Source organism: Streptomyces sp. NPDC050842 (assembly GCF_044456565.1).
GTDB lineage: Bacteria > Actinomycetota > Actinomycetes > Streptomycetales > Streptomycetaceae > Streptomyces.
The window spans coordinates 148,945-165,987 of record NZ_JBITGA010000010.1 but is presented as its reverse complement, the minus strand read 5'-3'; the positions used below and the strand labels follow the sequence as shown (position 1 = coordinate 165,987).

Here is a 17,043-nt window from a genome sequence, read left to right as displayed (position 1 = left end):
CGTGGCAGGTGGAGAGGGTTGCGGCGCGCGTACGGGCCGTGTCGGCGGACACGGCCGGGGCCTGCGGTCTCGGAATGACTCCTGGCGAGTCATCCTGGCTGAATCGGATCGGGGTCCGCATCAGGACCGTTTCCCGGCGGTCCAGCCGCCGGCGTACATCGCGCGCTCCTGGTCGCGTCGCTCCGCGACTGCGATCCCAGGTCTAGAACCAGCGGGCTGAAATGGCCCGTATGACGAAGTAGTTGCCCCGATCGACCAACATCAGACTGCCACTCTGGGAAAGGCGAGACAAGGGTGCTTCCCGGGTCGGATGGTGCGCTGGCGTGATTTGGGCCCCTACTGACCGAATCGACGCGCTCAATGATCGTGGGGTGGTTCGGGGGCTCCCGGGATTCGAGGCGGACTGGACAGCGGACGGACGACCTTGCAAGCTGCTCGGCATGAAATACATGAACCACCGAAAGGAACTTGCCACCGTGCGGCAAGTGTTTTCGGCCGATGTCGACAGCGCTTTATTCAGGCGTCCCCCGCACACGCCTGTCACGGTTGCGGGTGACGCATGACCGGTATCGAGGTGATGCCACGGCACAGGCCGGGCCTGGCACTTGGCGTCCTGGCCGGAGCGCTCGCGCTGGACGTGAGCGGTCTCGGGGTGCTCAACGCCGCGCTTCCGTCGGTCGGAGCGCGTTTCGGCCTGGACGACAGCACGCTCCAGTGGGTCATGATCGCCTACGCCGTGACGTTCGCCGGCTTCCTGTTGGTGGGCGGCCGCCTGGCCGACGTGCTGGGCCGCCGGCGCGTGTTCGAGTTCGGGGTCGCCCTGTTCACGGCGGCCGCGCTCGTCGGGGCCGTGGCGCCGGACACCGCGGTGCTGCTCGGCGCGCGGGCGGTCCAGGGCATCGGTGCGGCCCTGTCGGGGCCGGCCGCACTGGCCCTGCTGACCGAGGTGTTCCCGGCCGGCCCGGAGCGCAACCGGGCATTCAGCGTGTACGCGGCGGTCGGCGCCGCGAGCTTCAGCGGCGGGGTGCTGCTGGGCGGCGTACTGACCCAGTTCTTCGGCTGGCGGTCGGTGTTGTGGTTCTCGGTGCTCCTGGGTCTCGTCGTGCTGGCCGCGACGCGCGCCGGGCTGCCCGGCGGTGTCGGGCGCGGCGGCAGCCTGGACCTGCCCGGTGCGATCACCGGCACGCTCGGCCTCACCCTGCTGATCGTCGGCGTGAGCACCGGCGGCGCGGCGGCCTGGATCGCGCTCTCCGCCGCGGTGGCGTTCCTGGTGTTCTTCGTGGTGCGCGAGCACCGCACCGCCGACCCGGTCCTCCCGCTCGGCCTCTTCCGGATCGCGTCGGTACGGGCCGCGAGCCTGGCGGCGTTCCTCCAGTACATGGGCTCGGTCGGGATGTTGTTCTTCGCGCCGCTGTATCTGCAGGGCATGCTGGACTACTCCCCGCTCGAGTCCGGTCTCGCGCTCGTGCCGATGTCGGTGGCCGTGTTCCTCACCGCCAACTTCGCGACCGGGCGCCTGCTCGCCCGGCACACTCCGCGCACGCTGATGGCCGTCGGGCTCGTCCTGATCGGCGTGGGAACGGGACTGTGGCTGAGCACGCCGCAGGACGGCAGTTACGTGCTGCACGTGTTGCCCGGCCTGGTCATCAGCGGCATCGGCCAGGGGCTGAACTTCCCCTCGATGACGTCCGCAGCGCTCACCGGCGTGCCGCCGGAGCGACACGCGGTCGCCGGCGCGGTGAACGTGGTGGCGCAGCAGATCGGCGCCAGCGTCGGCGTGGCGGTCATGGTCCTGATCGCGGCGACCAGCGCTGACCAGCTCACGGGTTACCACCTGGCCTACGTGGCGGCGGCCGTCGCCTGTGTGCTCGGAGCGGTGGCCATCGCCGCGGTACGGAAGCCCTGACGGAAGCCCTGGCACGCCTCCTCGGAATTCGGAATGCGGAATCCGGAATTCTGGATCCCGGATCAGCCGACGAGGCGTGCCGGACCCGGTTTCGGTCAAATGAATGCCCCGGTCGACCGATTCTCCTCTGACCGTAGATCGGCGGCTACTGCGGCGAGGTCACCCAATGCTTTGAAACTCGACATGCCATTGCGATGATGTCGCGCTCCGATTGTAGAAGCGTGGTCGTGAACTCTCGTTCTCTCTTGCGGGATCGGGATCATGAAATCAGAAACATGGGCCCCGAAACGGCAGGAGGGCGGGCAGCGCCACAGCGACCATCCGCGGGAGCAGCGGGGGAGGGGCGTACAGCGGTTCCTTGAACTCGTCGTAGAGCGAGCCGGAAACCGCGCGGCCGGACCGCGAGGGTGCCGGGATGCGGGCCCAGTCGGTACTCCTTGCCTCGGGGCTCGTGAAGTCGAGACGGCGCTCGACGGCGTCCAGCAGCACGAGCTGGCCGCCGATGACGTTCTCCCAGGTGGGGGCGGTGGCGTCCTCGAAGTCGGCCATCCAGACCCGCGCACCGGAGTTCAGCGCGTCGACGGCCATGCGCCGCTCCGGCGGGCGTCCGGGTGTTCTCCCGTTCCGGCGGCACCTGCCCCCTGTGGAACGTGTACGAGGGCTTCGCCGCGCCCGGCCGCATCCACGTCCAGGTCGCGGCCATGCCCGACGGACAGCGCTACCTCGGGACGGCACGCGCCGTCACCCGGCACCGCGGCGGCTGGGGCGCGCCCGGCAAGACCTTCGCCATCGGCCTCGGCCGCGAGAGCCGCCACACCCCCGGCTGGTGTACTCCGACGGCCTCGACCTGGACAACACGGCCGCCGTCACCCCGATCGGCATGGGATGCCGCGTCTGCGAACGCCTGGACCGCCCCCAGCGCGCCGCACCGCCCCCTCGGCCGCCCGCTGCGGATCGACCAGAACACCAGCACCTTCGTGCCGTACCCCGTCGCCGACCCGACGGGCTGACCCACTCCGCCGCCCGCACCCGGGCCGCCGCTACAGGGCGGCGTCCGCTCGCGTCTCCTGTCCGTGTGGGCTCGCGCCCGCTGCCCGCTTCCGCTGCTCGGCGCCGCCCGTGGGGACACGTACCGTCGCGACGACGAGCAGTGAGGCCGCCGCCCCCAGCGCCGCCGCCACGACCAGCACCGCGTTCAGGCCGGACGCGAACGCCTCACGTACCAGGAGCGCCATCTCGGCGCGTTCACCTTCCGGCCAGCCGGCGACGATCGACCGGGCTTGTCCGCCGCTCAGAGCGACGGCCGCCGCATGCGGGTCCGGGACACTGCCGTCAGCCTTCAGCACACTCTCGATCCGCGACTGAAAGATCACGCCGAACCCGGCGATCCCCAAGGCGAAGCCCAACTGGCGGAACGTGTTGACCGCACCGCCCACCATGCCTCCGCGCTCCGGCGGTACCGTGGCCAGGGCCGCCGCCGACAGGCTCGGTGTCACGAGCCCGACGCCCAGACCGGCGACGACGAGCCCTGCCACGAGGCTGCCACCCGAAGACTCCGCGTCGAGGGTGGCCTGCATTCCGGAGCCCAGGGCGATGAGCGCCAGCCCTCCGCCGATGGTCGCCCGGGGCGGCCAGGGACCGAAGCGGCCCGCGAGCGCCGAGACGACGAACGCGGAGGCGCACATGGGCAGGATGGACAGACCTGCTTCGACGGGCTCGTACCCCAGGACGGACTGCATCCACAGCGACTCGAACAACAGATAGGCGAACGCGGCGCCTTGCAGGAACAGGGCGCTGATCATGATGCCGGTGAACGACGGCCTGCGGAACAGCGACAGGTCGAGGACGGGGTGCTCGTGCCTCGTCTCGACCACGACGAAGAGGGTGAGGGCGACGGCCGCCGTCGCGAACAGGCCGAGCGTGAAGGGTGTCGCCCAGCCGTCGGAGTGGGCTCGGATCAGCCCGAACGTGAGGGCCCCGCTCGCCACCGTGAAGGTGACCATGCCGAGCACGTCCGCACGCTGCCGGCCCTGGCCCTTGGCCTCTCGCACCGAGCGCAGAGTCATCACGACGGCGGCCAGACAGACCGGCAGGTTGACGAAGAAGATCCATCGCCAGTCCAGGTACTGGGTGAGGAGTCCGCCCACCACCGGCCCGGCCGCCGCGGCGACCGAGTTGGTGGCGCCCCACACGGCGAAGGCCACACCCCGCTCCCGGCCGCTGTAGTGCATGCCGAGCAGGGCGATCGTCGTACCGAACATCCCGGCGGCGCCCAGTCCCTGTACCGCCCGGGCGCCGATCAGCACACCCACGTTCGGGGCAACCGCGCACATCAGCGAAGCCGCGGTGAAGACGATCAGCCCGACGAGATACACCTTCTTGCGGCCCACCCGGTCGGCCCGGGAACCGACGCCGAGCAACAGCGACGCCAGTGCCAGGGCGTAGATGTCGACCACCCACTCCACATCGGGGAGCGTGGTGCCGAGGTCCGCGGCCATGGCGGGCAGCGCCACGGTCACGATCGTGACGTCCAGCAGAAGCATGAAGGTGCCCAGACAGATCGCCGCCAAGGGCCACCACTTGCGCATCCGAACCCCTTACCTGCCCGCCGCACCGAAGAGACGCCCCCGGCGGCCCCATGATCCACGGCGGAGCGCCGTATCCCCCCGGGACCCGCGCGCCACGCCCATCGCGTGGACCGCAGGGAGGTATGCCTAGGGCCGCCTGGAGGATCAGCGGTGGCACGTCGAAACACGCGCTCATAGCTTCGCCGTATGACCAGACGACAGATCGCCTACCTGGCATGCACCGTGACTCTCGTGGTCTCGGGGATGGGGGCCGCCGCTCCGACGGCCGGCCATCGTACGGTGCACCGGGTCAAGCCGGGCGAATCGATCCAGCAAGCAGTGGACGCCGCGAAGCCCGGGGACACCGTCGTGATCTCCCCCGGCACCTACCGTGAGAGCGTCCGCATCACCACGTCGAACCTGACCCTGCGGGGCTCGACCGTCTTCCCCACCGTCCTCGTGCCCGGCAAGACCGCCGCCGACGACGTGTGCGCCAAGGCCGGTCACGGCATCTGCGTGACCGGCACGGACAGCAGTCCCGTCGAGGGCGTCACCGTGCGCTCGCTGACGCTCAGGAACTTCACCAAGAACGGCCTGTGGGCGTCGCGGACCGACCGGCTGAAGGTCCACCGGGTGACCGCCGAGAAGAACGGCAACTGGGGCATCGCCCTGGAGCGCTCCGTACGCAGCGTGCTGACCCACAACGTCGCCCGGGACAACGCCGACGCCGGACTCTTCGTCTCCAACACCACCGACACGGAGGCGGGAGCCGTCGACACCAAGGGGACGGTGATCAGCCACAACCGAATGTCCGGCAACCGGATCGGCGTCACCGTGCGGCGCCTGCGGAACCTGACCGTCGAGCGCAACGAGGCGACCGGGAACTGCGCCGCCGTGTTCGTGGTGGGCGACGAGTCCACTCCGCGCGCCGGATCGATGAGCCTGCGCCGGAACATCATCCACGCCAACAACAAGCACTGCCCCAAGACGCCCCGACTGCCCTTCCTGCAGGGCTCGGGAATCGTCCTCACCGGCGCCGAGGAGACGCTGGTGGCGGAGAACAGGATCGTGGACAACGTCGGCGCCTCGCCGCTGTCGGGCGGCATCGTGCTCTTCAAGAGCTTCGTGGGCGCCCTCAACGAGCGCAACGAGATCCGCGACAACGTCGTACTCCGCAACGGCTCGGCCGACCTCGCCAACCGGGACACCGGCACGGGCAACACCTTCCGCGGCAACACCTGTGGGGTCTCTGAGCCCGCGGGCATGTGCTGACGACCGGCCCCGCTTCCCCAGCCACGGCACCACAGCACAGACAAGGCGACAGATGACGACTGTTGATCCGGTTCCCCCGACCGTCGATCCGGCACCTCCACCGCCCATGCGGCTCAGGGAGCTCGTGTTCGGCGCGGCGCGCGCCGCCGCCGTACGCGCGGCCGTCCGCCTCGGTGTGGCGGACGCCCTGGCCGACACGCCCATGACCGTCGAGGACCTGGCGGCCGCGGTGAAGACCCAGCCGGGAACACTGCGGCGGCTGCTGCGCGCGCTGGCCTGCCAGGGCGTCTTCACGGAGCACCCCGACGGCACGTTCGCCCACACCGAGATGTCCCGGCTGCTGCGCGAGGACGATCCGCACAGCCTGCGGTACATCGCCCTGTGGTGCACAGAGCCGTGGACGTGGGACGTCTGGCCGAAGCTCGACGAGGCGGTGCGCTCGGGCCGTCCCGTCTTCGAGGACGTGTACGAGAAGGAGTTCTTCACCTACCTCAACGAAGAGGCGCCCGAGTCCGCGTACGTGTTCAACCGGGCCATGACCACGTCGAGCCGGCAGTCCGCCCGGGACGTCGCCGACCTGCTCGATCTGCAGGGGGCCTCCTCCGTCGCGGACATCGGAGGGGGACAGGGGCACGTCCTGGCGAGTCTGCTGGAGCGGCACCCCACCCTGAACGGCACGCTGCTCGACCTTCCCGGGGTGGTGGACAACGCCGACCCGCGCCTGCGGGACGGCGGCGCACTGAGCCCCCGGGTCCGTGTCGTGGCAGGCGACTGCCGTGAGGACATCCCGGTCCAGGCGGATGTGTACATCATCAAGAACATCCTGGAATGGGACGACGACAGCACCCGCAGGGCGCTCGCCAACGTCCGCAAGGCGGCGCGTCCCGGCGCCCGGGTCGTCGTGATCGAGAACCTCGTGGACGACACGCCCTCGATGAGGTTCACGACGGCCATGGACCTGCTGCTGCTCCTCAATGTCGGCGGTGCGAAGCACACCCGGCAGAGCATGGTCGACCGGCTGACGGCCGCGGGTCTCGTCATCGGCGAGATCCGGCCGGTCAACGCGTACCTCCACGCGTTCGAGTGCACCGTTCCCGCCTGACGGGCGAAGGAAAACCCGAGGCCGCCCGCTCCGCGTCGTACGCGGGGCGGGCGGCCTCGGGTTTGCTCTCGGGAGATCAGGAACCTGCGTCCCGCTCCCAGCTGTAGAAGCACTGCGCCATGGCGTCCTTGGGGCTCCGCCACGTCTTCGGGTCGTACGCGCTGACGAACGCCGACAGCTTCTCGCTCGCGTCCCGGAACTCGGGGTGTCCGGTCAGCTTCGCGATGGCCGGCGCCGGGTCCTGCTCCGACTCGATGAGGTGCAGGTACACGTCGCCGAACTGGAACAGGCGACGCCGGGAGACGCCGACCAGGTGGGGGAGTTCGCCACGGTCGGAGGCGGCGAACACGTCGGCGATCGCCGGCGCCGAACCGGGCGCCATGCGGGCGACGATCAGAGCGTGGTGCATCGAGCGTCCTTCCTGGGTGTGCGGGTGTGCGGGTGTGCGCGGCCGAGTGTGCTCAGCCGGGCAGGACCGAGGCGCCCCGGCGGTCGCGGGCGACCTGCTCGACGCGGTCCCGGATGAGGGCCATCTGTGTGCGGGAGTTGCGGTTGATGTTGTCGGTCATCCAGGCGTCGTCGACCGGAGCCTCGGGCTTCATCGCGAAGTCCTGCACCCAGCGCATGTGGACGCCGGCCGGCGTCTCCTCGTACTCCCACCGGATGTTCATGTGGTCGAACGGGCCGGTCTCGACCCGGCGGGCGCGGACGGTCCGCCCGGCGCGGTCCACGGTGCGCTCCGACACCCAGCTCCAGACCTTCCCGGACTCGTCCGGGTGCATGGTCAGGCGGAAGGTGGTGGAGTCGCCCTCGCGGGAGAGCACCTCGAGGGAGGCGTACTCGCTGAAGAGCCGGGGCCAGTTCTCGATGTCGTTGGTGATGTCCCAGACGAGGTCGAGCGGGGCGTCGATGGTGATGCTGTTGTCGGTGTGGCCGGACACGTCAGACTCCCGTCTTGAGGGCGCTGTTGACCAGGCCGACGAACTCGGCGGGCGTCTTGCAGCGCTCGGCGTCGGTGGGCAGCGCCACGCTGTACCGGTTCTCCAACTCGCCGACGATCCCGAGCAGACCGAGCGAGTCGAGGCCGAGGGTGGTGAACGGCGCGTCCGGCGCCTTCTCCAGCTCCCGGGCGTCGACGGTGACCCCGGCCGCCTGCTTCATCAGCGCGGCGAGCTCGTCGAAGGTCAGTGCGGTGGTGATCATCTGTGCTCTCCTTCCCGCCCGGTCCTACCGGGCGGAGTCGTCGCCGCGGCGCACGATCAGCGCCGCGTTGGATCCCATGAGTCCCCGGCTGAGGACGAGGGCCGTGCGCAGCTCGGCGGGGCGAGCGCGGGACACCACCAGATCGAGGTCGTGGCAGATGTCGAACACGTTGGGGGTGGGGGGCACCAGGCCGTGTTCCATCGCGAAGACCGCGGCGGCGGTGTCCAGGACGGGCGCCCCGCAGTAGGCGCGGCCGATGCCCGTCTTGGGCGCCGTGACGGGTACGCGGGTGGCGTGTGCTCCGAGGGCGTCGGCGATCGCCAGCGCCTCGGCGCGGTCCGCCTCCGGTACGCCCAGGGCGTCGGCGAAGACGACGTCGATCTCCTCCGGGGCGCACGCGGCCTCGTCGAGGGCGACGCGGATCGCGCGGGCGAGTCCCTCCCGGGACTCCTCCCATCGGGACGCGCCGGTGAACGTGGCGCCGTGGCCGGCCACGACGGCCCGGACGGCCGCTCCCCGGTCGCGAGCACGGGACTCGTCCTCCACGACGAGCATCGCGCCGCCCTCCGCCGGGACGAAGCCGCAGGCTCCGGCGGTGAAGGGCCGGTAGGCGCGGTCCGGGTCCTCGACGGTGCTGAGCTCCGGGTATCCGAGCTGGCACACCATCGAGTACGGGGCGAGGGGAGCCTCGGCGGCGCCGACGATCACCGCGCCCGTTCCGCGTCGTACGGCCCGAGCGGCGTGGGCGATGCCGTCCAGGCCGCCCGCCTCGTCGCTCGCGACCACTCCGCACGGCCCCTTGAACCCGCTCCGGATGGAGATCTGGCCGGTGCTCGCGGCGTAGAACCAGGCGATGGACTGGTACGGGCCGACGAACTTGGATCCCTGGCTCCAGAGCTTCTGGAGCTCCCGCTGGCCGAACTCGCCGCCGCCCGAACCGGCAGCGGTGACCACGCCGATCGAGAAGGGCTCCTCCGGGTCGTCGCGGGCGAGGCCGGCGTCGTCGAGGGCGAGTTGGGCCGCGGCCATGGCGTAGTGGCTGAACCGGTCGGTCTGGACGAGGAAGCGCTCCTCGATCAGGTCGGAGGCGTCGAAGCCCCGGACCTCGCCCGCGACCTTGAGAGGCATGTCCTCGCAACCCTCACGGGTGATCCGGTCCAGTACGCCGAGCCCTTCCCGGACGGACTTCCAGTACGCGTCGGCGCGCAATCCGTTGGGGGCGATCACACCGATCCCGGTGACGACCGCACGCCGTGGGCGCTCAGTGCTCATCGTGTCCTCCCACCCGGACCCGTCAGGAGCACCGCGGACTGGAAGCCGCCGAATCCGCTGCCCACGGAGAGCACGTTCCTGAGCTTCCGGGGGCGGGCGGTGCGCGGCACGTAGTCCAGGTCGCACTCGGGGTCGGGGGTCTCGTAGTTCGCCGTCGGAGGTACCACCTGGTGCTTCAGCGCGAGGACGCAGGCGGCCACCTCTATCGCGCCGATCGCGCCGAGCGAGTGCCCCACCATGGATTTGATGGAGCTCATGGGCGTGTCGTAGGCGTGTGCGCCGAGGGACCGCTTCACGGCGGCGGTCTCGTGCCGGTCGTTCTGCCGGGTGCCCGAGCCGTGCGCGTTGACGTAGTCGATCAGCGTGGGGTCGAGCCGGGCCTGGTCGAGCGTGGTGTCGATCGCCCGGGACATCTCCAGTCCCTCGCCGGTCAGTCCGGTCATGTGGTACGCGTTGCCGAAGGTGGCGTAGCCGCCGATCTCGCAGTAGATGTGCGCACCGCGGGCCCTGGCGTGCTCGTACTCCTCCAGGACGAGGACCGCCGCGCCTTCGCCCATGACGAAACCGTTGCGGTTGTTGTCGAAGGGCCGAGAGGCGTGCTCCGGGTCGTCGTTGTCGGGCGACGTGGCCTTGATGGCGTCGAAGCAGGCCATGGTGATCGGGGAGATCGGGGAGTCCGACGCCCCGGCGATGCAGATGTCCGCGCGGCCTTCCTCGATCGTGTGGAAGGCGTAGCCGACGGCGTCGAGGCCGGAGGTGCATCCGGTGGAGACGGTCTGCACCGGGCCGCGGGCGCCGAACTGTTCGGCCACGACGGAGGCGAGCGTGCTCGGCGAGAACGCCATGTGCAGCTTGGGGTCGGCCGCGCGGTGGTCCACGTCCCACCGCCGGCCGCCCGCGCTGACCAGGACGTAGTCGTGTTCGAGCCGGGTGGTGCCGCCGACGGCGCTGCCCAGGGAGACGGCGACGCGCCAGGGGTCTTCGGTGTCGGTGTCGAGTCCGGAGTCGCGGACGGCTTCCCCGGCGGCGACGACGGCGAACTGGATGTACCGGTCGGCGTGGCGGCTCAGGTCCGGGCCCAGTCCATGGTCCGCCGGGTCGAAGTCGCACTCGGCGGCTATGCGGGAGCGCAGCCCGACCGGGTCGAACAGGGTGATGCCGCGGGTCGCGGTACGGCCGGCGGCGAGGAGGTCCCAGAACGCCTTCGCTCCGGTGCCGCCCGGAGCGACCACACCGATACCGGTGACGGCGACTCGCCGGGTCACTCGATGGCCCCGCTTCGCTCGGACACCTGTCCCGGATCGTGCACGGTCGGGTGCGGGCCCGCGGCGGCGAACTGGGCCTCTTCGGTGACCTCCGTGTCGACGTGGCCGAGACTCGGCCGGGGGGCGAGCGGGCCCAGGTGGAACACCATGCGGGCCTCCACGTCGCCCACGTTGCGGAAGCGGTGCCGCACGTCGATCGGGATCAGGAGTCCCTGATCGGGCTGGAGCGCGTACGTGTCGCCGTCCAGGTCCACTTCCAGCGCGCCCGAGACGACGTACACGAACTCCTCGGAGTACGGGTGGTAGTGCTCGCCGATGCGCTCGCCCGGCTGGACGATGGCCAGGCCCATGAAGCCGCTGGTGGCACCCACCGTGGCCGGCGTGAGCATGGCCCGCAGGTCACCTCCCCGCCTGCGGTTGGGTTCCGTCTCGCTCAGGTTCACGATGCGTGGACGCTGCTTGAGCATGCTGATACCTCCGGATGTGGCAGTGACGTGCTGGGGAGCGACTGCGGCGGGGCCGCGACTGGCCGTCAGGAATCCGCCGAGCGGTCGGTGACGGGCAGCATGTCGGCGTGCGACAGGAGCCGGTTGACGTTGCGTTCCGTCTTCAGGGAGCCCTCGACGCCGATCGCGGCGCCGTCGAGAAGACGTTCCAGCTCCAGGGCCTTGCCGGCGCCCTTGATCCCGAGGGAGGCGGCGGGGTCGAGGTCGGGTTCGCCCGTGATGTCGATGAGGCGCACCACGATGTCGTCGCGATGGAACACGGTGCTGCCGTACACCGGGCTGTCCGGATCGTCCGTCGCTGCCTGGTCCTGATGGGCGAGCAGCCGGGCCAGCTCCATCCCGCGGCCTTCCTTGGCCGGGTAGTACAGAGCGTGCCGTCGCAGGTCGGCCGGTGCCGGCCGGTCGGACACCACGTGGTGGACGGCCGGGAGCGCGGCACGGGTGAAGAACACGCGCGCCGACTCGGGGTCGCTCAGGTCCCGGTCCTGCTCCAGGTACGGGTTGATGGCCTCCTCGACCGCTCGTACCTCGGGCTGACGGGCGACGTGCCGGAGTGCCGCGAGGAGGTCGCCCTCCACCTCCACGGCCCGCACGACGCGATTGCCGTGCATGAAGAGGGAGGTACGGCGCAGCCGTGTGTTCTCGTCGACCTGGGCCCGGGGCGACTCGTACCCGGCCAGGATCTCCGCCACCTTCGACTCGGAGCCCGGCTTGACGGTGAAGGTGAGGGCGTGGCGTGCCGCACCGTCGCCCACGCGGGCCGCCACCTGCACGCCCGCCGGTGCCGCGGTCCGCGAGGCCTGCTGATCGGGACCGGTCTCCCGGAGGATGCTGTAGCGCATCGAACGGGTGTCCCGGACACAGCTGTGCATGGGCTTGACGGTTTCGACGTGCTCCTCGCTGTTCACCCACGCGAGGAACGGCGGCGCGCTCTCCCACTCGCTGGTGATGAGCCACTGCGAGGGGTTCTCGATGGACTGGCAGAGCTGGTCACTGATGTGACCGGGAACGGAGGCGACCTGCTTGCGCATGAGTTCGTACGCGTCCAGGAACTGCTGCTGAGCTCCTTCGTACAGGTCGAGCAGGAGAATCACCCGCAGCTTGGAACCGTCGAAGGCCGACTGCGAGATGCGTCCCGAGGGGGCCATCCGGCACACCTCTTTCTCTTCTCAGTGGGGGCGGGGACGACCTACGTGGCGGAAACGCCGGGGTCGTGATGTGTCGATAGTTGACAGGAGCGTCGACGGCGCGCGAGTCCGAAAGAGCGGACGAGTGAACCGCGTGCCATCCGGGTGTCCCTGGCACGCGGACCCGACCCCGAAGGACTTGAATCTGCATCCCATCCCCGAATCGCGTCGCAGGTGGCGCCGGAGACGACAATGAACCGATTCGACGTGGCCGGCGAAGCAGCCGGTCACCGCACGCCCGTACTCATCGTCGGCGGCTCGCTGGTGGGGCTGTCCACCTCGCTGTTCCTGGGGCGTCTCGGAGTGCCGCACACCCTGGTCGAGCGCCATTCGGGCACCTCGATCCACCCGCGCGGCCGCGGCAACAACGTGCGCACGATGGAGCTGTTCCGCAGTGCAGGGGTCGAGCAGCCCATCCAGGAGGCCGCGTCGGTCCTGGCACGCAACAACGGAATCCTGCAGACGCCGAGCCTGGTGGGCGATGTCGGCGAGTGGCTGTTCAAGGAGATCGATCCCGGCGGCGGGCTCGCCCGCTTCAGCCCCGCCGGATGGTGCCTGTGCAGCCAGAACAATCTCGAACCGGTGCTGCTCAAGCGCGCCGGGGAGCTGGGCGGGGACCTGCGGTTCTCGACGGAGCTGATGTCGTTCGATCAGGACGCCGAAGGGGTGACCGCGCAGGTCAAGAGCCGCGACACCGGTGAGCACACCACCATCCGCGCGGACTATCTCGTCGCGGCGGACGGCCCGCGCAGCCCGGTTCGCGAGCGGCTCGGCATCGGGCAGAGCGGCCGGGGCGACCTGTTCCACAACGTGAGCGTGACCTTCGTGTCCCGCGGCCTCGCGGACGTCGTCGGCGACCGGCGGTTCATCGTCTGCTACCTGACGAACCCGGAGGCCGACGGGGCTCTGCTGCCGGTCGACAATCGGGAGCGCTGGGTGTTCCACGCTCCTTGGCATCCCGAACACGGCGAAACGCTGGAGGAGTTCACCGACGAGCGGTGCGTGGAACACATCCGGCGGGCCGTGGGGGTGCCGGACCTCGATGTGGAGATCACGGGCAGAGCTCCCTGGCACGCGGCCGAGAGGATCGCCGAACGGTACGTGGACGGCCGGGTGTTCCTCGTCGGCGACTCGGCCCACGAGATGCCGCCCACCGGGGCGTTCGGCTCCAACACCGGTATCCAGGACGCGCACAACCTCGCCTGGAAGCTCGCCGCCGTACTGGGCGGCTGGGCCGGCCCTGGCCTGCTCGCGTCCTACGACGCGGAGCGCCGGCCGGTGGCGGAGGCGACGAGCGCCCGGGCGTCCGCGCGGTCGGTCGAACACAGCCACCCCGGGTACGTCCCCGGCCCCGGATCCGGCGGCCCCCAGGGAAGGAAGGGCGGCATCCTCAACGAGGTGCTCGGCTACCGCTATCCGCAGGGCGCCGTCCTGGGTGCCGACCGGACGCTGCCGGCCGTGTCCGACGCACTGCGGTTGACGGGCGAACCCGGGAGCCGGGCACCCCACATGTGGCTGAACCGCGCCGGTACGCGGGTCTCCACCCTCGATCTGTACGAGCGGACCCTGGTGCTCCTGAGTTCCGAGGACGGCGCCTGCGAATGGCACACCGCGGCGACACGCGTCGGGCAACAGCTGTCGGTGCCGCTCGACTCGTACCGGATCGGCGACGGGCCCGACGCGGAGCTCTCCCCCGCGAGCGACACGGACTGGGCGGAGGCCCACGGCGTCACCACGGACGGCGCGGTGCTGGTCCGCCCCGACGGGTTCGTCGCGTGGCGGTCCGAAGGGGCGTCGGCTGATCCCGGAGCGGCCTTGCGGCAAGCCCTCACGGCGATCCTGGGCCGGGCCGGTTCTCAAGGCCGGTGATCGACTGGCCGGGTCATCGAGGAGACGGGCCCTAGCCCGTTCGCGCGCAGGGCGCCGTTCGTTCCCGAGCATCACACGGGCCGCCGTGACCTGCGGCGATGATGACCGGCAAGGGTGATCAAGACCCCGACCGGGGGACATCGCGCGAGATCCTCCCGTTGCGGCGGTCACCGGTCGGGGTTCCTCTCGTGAACGGAGCACAGCACAGGCGCCGCGCGGCCCAGCCGGCCAGGAAAGCTCCGTCGAAGGAGAGAAGAAGCATGCGTCTCGCACGTACAGGTTCCCAGCTCGCCCTGGTCCTGGTCGCCCTTGCCCTGTCCGCACCCTCCGCCGTCGCGGCGCCCGACGGTGACGTCCGGGTCACTCCGAGGAAGGCGACCCCTGGTACCACCGTCACCGTCAGCACCACCGCCTGCGGCAAGGAGACGTACGGCAAGGGCGAGTCGGAGGCGGGCGGGAACTTCCACCTCCTGCCGGGCAACCGGAAGGGCGTCCTGGTGGGTAAGTTCACGCTCCCGCTGGACGCCGTCTCCGGCACGGACACCGTGACCCTCAAGTGCCCGCCCCGCATCAAGCAGACCGTCACCTACCAGATCTTCGGCCTGCCGAACGGTGCCGTGGAAGCGGGCTTCGGCTGGGCCGCCACGGCCACCGCGGCCGCGGACAGCGGCGACAGCGGCAGCCCGTACGCCCTCGGCGCGCTGCTCTTCGGCGGCGCCGCCGCGGGCGTCCTGTTCAGGATGCGCCGACGCGCCACCGCCGCCCGGAACTCCGACTGAGCCCACGCCCCACGCCCCACGCCCCCAAGCCCCACGCCCCACGGCCACGGCCCCGGCCCCGGCTCCGAAAGGAGATCCGGGGCCCGCTTGCCGTCGAGGACCGGTTTCCCGTCGACAAGGTCCCCGGCGACTCGGACCGCGGCGCAGGAGCCGTTAGGTTCGACCCGACGACGTGAGAGCTTGCGAGAGATGAGAGGGTCTTGCGGGTGAGTGAGACACCGACGAACACCCTGCAATACCGACTCGACGGGCGAGAAGACGCCCCGGTCCTGGTCATCGGGCCCTCTCTGGGTACCACATGGCACATGTGGGACCGGCAGATACCCGAGCTCACCCGGGACTGGCGGGTCGTCCGCTTCGACCTTCCCGGGCACGGCGGTGCGCCTGCCGAGGCCTTCACCTCCGTCGCCGAGCTCGGTGACCGGCTCCTCGCCACCCTCGACACGATCGGCGTGCAGCGCTTCGGGTACGCCGGCTGCTCCCTCGGCGGCGCCGTGGGCCTCGACCTGGCTCTGCGCGCGCCCCACCGGGTCTCCTCGCTCGCCCTGGTCGCCACCTCGCCCCGGTTCGGCAGCGCCGACGAGTTCCGCCAGCGCGGCGTCATCGTCCGCGCCAACGGCCTGGAGCCGATGGCCCGCACCGCGCCCGAGCAGTGGTTCACCTCCGTGTTCGCCGGTGCGCAGCCCGCGATCGTGGACTGGGCCGTGCAGATGGTCCGGGCGACCGACCCCGCCTGCTACATCGCCGCCTGTGAGGCCCTCGCCGTCTTCGACGTCCGGGACGCCCTCGACCGGATCACCATCCCCGCGCTCGTCCTCGTCGGCTCGGAGGACCAGGTCACCGGCCCCGCCGAGGCCCGCACCCTGGTCGCCGGGATCGCTGACGCCCGGCTCGCCGTCGTCCCCGGTGCCTCGCACCTGGCCCCCGTCGAGCAGCCCGCCGCCGTCACCGACCTGCTCGTCGAGCACTTCGCCGGCACCGCCCCGGACACCAGCGGCACCCTGACCGTCCCGCCCCCGCCCGCGGCCCCTGCACCCGTGGCCGAGCCCGCCCCGGCCGCCGACGCCACCGAGGCCGCTCGTCCCGACCCGTACGAGACGGGCCTCGGACTGCGCCGCGAGGTCCTCGGCGACGCCCATGTGGACCAGGCCCTCGCCGACGATCCCGACAGCGGCTTCCAGGAGCTCGTCACCCGGTACGCCTGGGGCGAGGTCTGGAGCCGCGAGAGCCTCGACCGGCGCACCCGCAGCGCCGTCACCCTCACGGCCCTCATCGCCGGAGGACACCACGAGGCGCTCGCCGACCACACCCGGGCAGCCCTCCGCAACAGCCTGTCGCCCGACGAGCTCCGCGAGATCGTGCTCCACACCGCCGTGTACTGCGGCCTCCCGGCCGCCGAGTCCGCCCTGCGGGTGGTCACCCGCGTCATCCGGGAGGAGACGACGCCTCCCGCGTAACCTGGCCGCGTGAAGCTGACGAAGAAGTCCCACGCCTGCGTCCGGCTGGAGAAGGACGGCCGGACGCTCGTCCTCGACCCGGGGAATTTCACCGAGGAGGACGCGGCCCTCGGGGCGGACGCCCTGCTCGTCACCCACGAGCACCCGGACCACTTCGACGAGAGCCGGCTGCGCGCGGCCCTGGAGGCCAATCCGGCCGCCGAGATCTGGACGCTGCGGAGCGTCGCCGACCGGCTCTCGGCGGCCTTCCCCGGCCGGGTGAACACCGTCGGCCACGGCGACACCTTCACGGCCGCCGGGTTCGACGTCCAGGTCCACGGCGAGCTGCACGCGGTGATCCACCCCGACATCCCGCGCATCACCAACGTGGGCTTCCTCGTCGACGGCGCCGTCTTCCACCCCGGCGACGCGCTCACCGTCCCCGACCACCCCGTCGACACGCTGCTGCTGCCGGTCATGGCCCCCTGGAACAAGATCTCCGAGGTCATCGACTACGTCCGCGAGGTGAAGCCGCGCCGGGCGTACGACATCCACGACGCCCTCCTCACCGACCTCGCCCGGCCGATCTACGACCGGCAGATCGGAGCCCTCGGCGGCACCGACCACTCCCGCCTCGCGCCCGGCGCCTCCGCCGAGCTCTGAAAGGACGGGCCCTCGC

At 71.0% G+C, this 17,043-nt stretch carries 16 protein-coding genes and 1 pseudogene; 8 read left to right on the top strand and 9 right to left on the bottom strand.

All coding sequences use genetic code 11. The annotated features are described in order from the left end of the window. The first annotated feature begins 559 nt into the window (after window positions 1-559). Window positions 560-1,906, top strand: a complete 1,347-nt coding sequence (locus tag ACIBG6_RS30550; protein ID WP_399225921.1) for an MFS transporter — start codon at window positions 560-562, stop codon at window positions 1,904-1,906. A 267-nt stretch (window positions 1,907-2,173) separates the two neighbouring features. On the opposite strand, the gene ACIBG6_RS30545 is transcribed toward ACIBG6_RS30550, so the two are convergent. After that, window positions 2,174-2,494 (bottom strand): hypothetical protein, encoded by a 321-nt coding sequence (locus tag ACIBG6_RS30545; RefSeq protein WP_399225920.1) that lies wholly within the window; start codon window positions 2,492-2,494, stop codon window positions 2,174-2,176. A gap of 23 nt (window positions 2,495-2,517) precedes the next feature. Here ACIBG6_RS30545 and ACIBG6_RS30540 point away from each other — a divergent pair. Next, window positions 2,518-2,783, top strand: a pseudogene (locus ACIBG6_RS30540) (short-chain fatty acyl-CoA regulator family protein); the annotation flags it as partial. Window positions 2,784-2,946: 163 nt separating this feature from the next. On the opposite strand, the gene ACIBG6_RS30535 reads toward ACIBG6_RS30540, so the two are convergent. Continuing rightward, entirely contained in the window at window positions 2,947-4,494 is a 1,548-nt protein-coding gene (locus ACIBG6_RS30535) for an MFS transporter (protein WP_399225919.1), read from the bottom strand. Window positions 4,495-4,680: 186 nt separating this feature from the next. Between ACIBG6_RS30535 and ACIBG6_RS30530 the strand changes: the two genes are divergently transcribed. Further along, window positions 4,681-5,745, top strand: coding sequence for a nitrous oxide reductase family maturation protein NosD (locus ACIBG6_RS30530; protein ID WP_399225918.1), 1,065 nt, complete (start codon window positions 4,681-4,683; stop codon window positions 5,743-5,745). A 52-nt stretch (window positions 5,746-5,797) separates the two neighbouring features. Then, window positions 5,798-6,847 carry a methyltransferase gene (locus ACIBG6_RS30525; RefSeq protein WP_399225917.1) on the top strand — a complete coding sequence of 350 codons (1,050 nt, stop codon included), beginning with the start codon at window positions 5,798-5,800 and terminating at the stop codon, window positions 6,845-6,847. Window positions 6,848-6,923: 76 nt separating this feature from the next. On the opposite strand, the gene ACIBG6_RS30520 is transcribed toward ACIBG6_RS30525, so the two are convergent. From ACIBG6_RS30520 to ACIBG6_RS30490, 7 genes are all read right to left on the bottom strand, one after another. Beyond that, a complete protein-coding gene (locus ACIBG6_RS30520) occupies window positions 6,924-7,256 on the bottom strand; it encodes a TcmI family type II polyketide cyclase (protein ID WP_329620429.1) in 333 nt (110 codons plus the stop codon). A gap of 52 nt (window positions 7,257-7,308) precedes the next feature. Further along, window positions 7,309-7,788 carry an SRPBCC family protein gene (locus tag ACIBG6_RS30515; RefSeq protein WP_399225916.1) on the bottom strand — a complete coding sequence of 160 codons (480 nt, stop codon included), beginning with the start codon at window positions 7,786-7,788 and terminating at the stop codon, window positions 7,309-7,311. Window position 7,789: 1 nt separating this feature from the next. After that, window positions 7,790-8,050, bottom strand: coding sequence for a phosphopantetheine-binding protein (locus tag ACIBG6_RS30510; RefSeq protein ID WP_399225915.1), 261 nt, complete (start codon window positions 8,048-8,050; stop codon window positions 7,790-7,792). A gap of 24 nt (window positions 8,051-8,074) precedes the next feature. Then, window positions 8,075-9,322, bottom strand: a complete 1,248-nt coding sequence (locus ACIBG6_RS30505) for a ketosynthase chain-length factor (protein WP_399225914.1) — start codon at window positions 9,320-9,322, stop codon at window positions 8,075-8,077. Continuing rightward, on the bottom strand, window positions 9,319-10,587 hold the full coding sequence (locus ACIBG6_RS30500; protein ID WP_399225913.1) for a beta-ketoacyl-[acyl-carrier-protein] synthase family protein: 1,269 nt from the start codon (window positions 10,585-10,587) through the stop codon (window positions 9,319-9,321). The genes ACIBG6_RS30505 and ACIBG6_RS30500 overlap by 4 nt, the downstream gene beginning before the upstream one ends. Beyond that, entirely contained in the window at window positions 10,584-11,054 is a 471-nt protein-coding gene (locus tag ACIBG6_RS30495; protein ID WP_399225911.1) for a cupin domain-containing protein, read from the bottom strand. Before ACIBG6_RS30495 ends, ACIBG6_RS30500 begins: the two co-directional genes overlap by 4 nt. 65 nt (window positions 11,055-11,119) lie before the next feature. Beyond that, on the bottom strand, window positions 11,120-12,241 hold the full coding sequence (locus ACIBG6_RS30490) for a SchA/CurD-like domain-containing protein (RefSeq protein WP_399225910.1): 1,122 nt from the start codon (window positions 12,239-12,241) through the stop codon (window positions 11,120-11,122). 231 nt (window positions 12,242-12,472) lie between these two features. On the opposite strand from ACIBG6_RS30490, the gene ACIBG6_RS30485 reads away from it, so the two are divergent. From ACIBG6_RS30485 to ACIBG6_RS30470, 4 genes are all read left to right on the top strand, one after another. Beyond that, window positions 12,473-14,149 (top strand): FAD-dependent oxidoreductase, encoded by a 1,677-nt coding sequence (locus tag ACIBG6_RS30485; RefSeq protein ID WP_399225909.1) that lies wholly within the window; start codon window positions 12,473-12,475, stop codon window positions 14,147-14,149. Between the two features lie 260 nt (window positions 14,150-14,409). Further along, entirely contained in the window at window positions 14,410-14,928 is a 519-nt protein-coding gene (locus ACIBG6_RS30480) for a sortase (RefSeq protein WP_399225908.1), read from the top strand. 206 nt (window positions 14,929-15,134) lie between these two features. Then, window positions 15,135-16,385: an alpha/beta fold hydrolase gene (locus ACIBG6_RS30475; protein WP_399225907.1), complete on the top strand. Its 1,251-nt coding sequence runs from the start codon at window positions 15,135-15,137 to the stop codon at window positions 16,383-16,385. Window positions 16,386-16,394: 9 nt separating this feature from the next. Further along, entirely contained in the window at window positions 16,395-17,027 is a 633-nt protein-coding gene (locus ACIBG6_RS30470) for an MBL fold metallo-hydrolase (RefSeq protein WP_399225906.1), read from the top strand. Window positions 17,028-17,043 lie beyond the last annotated feature (16 nt).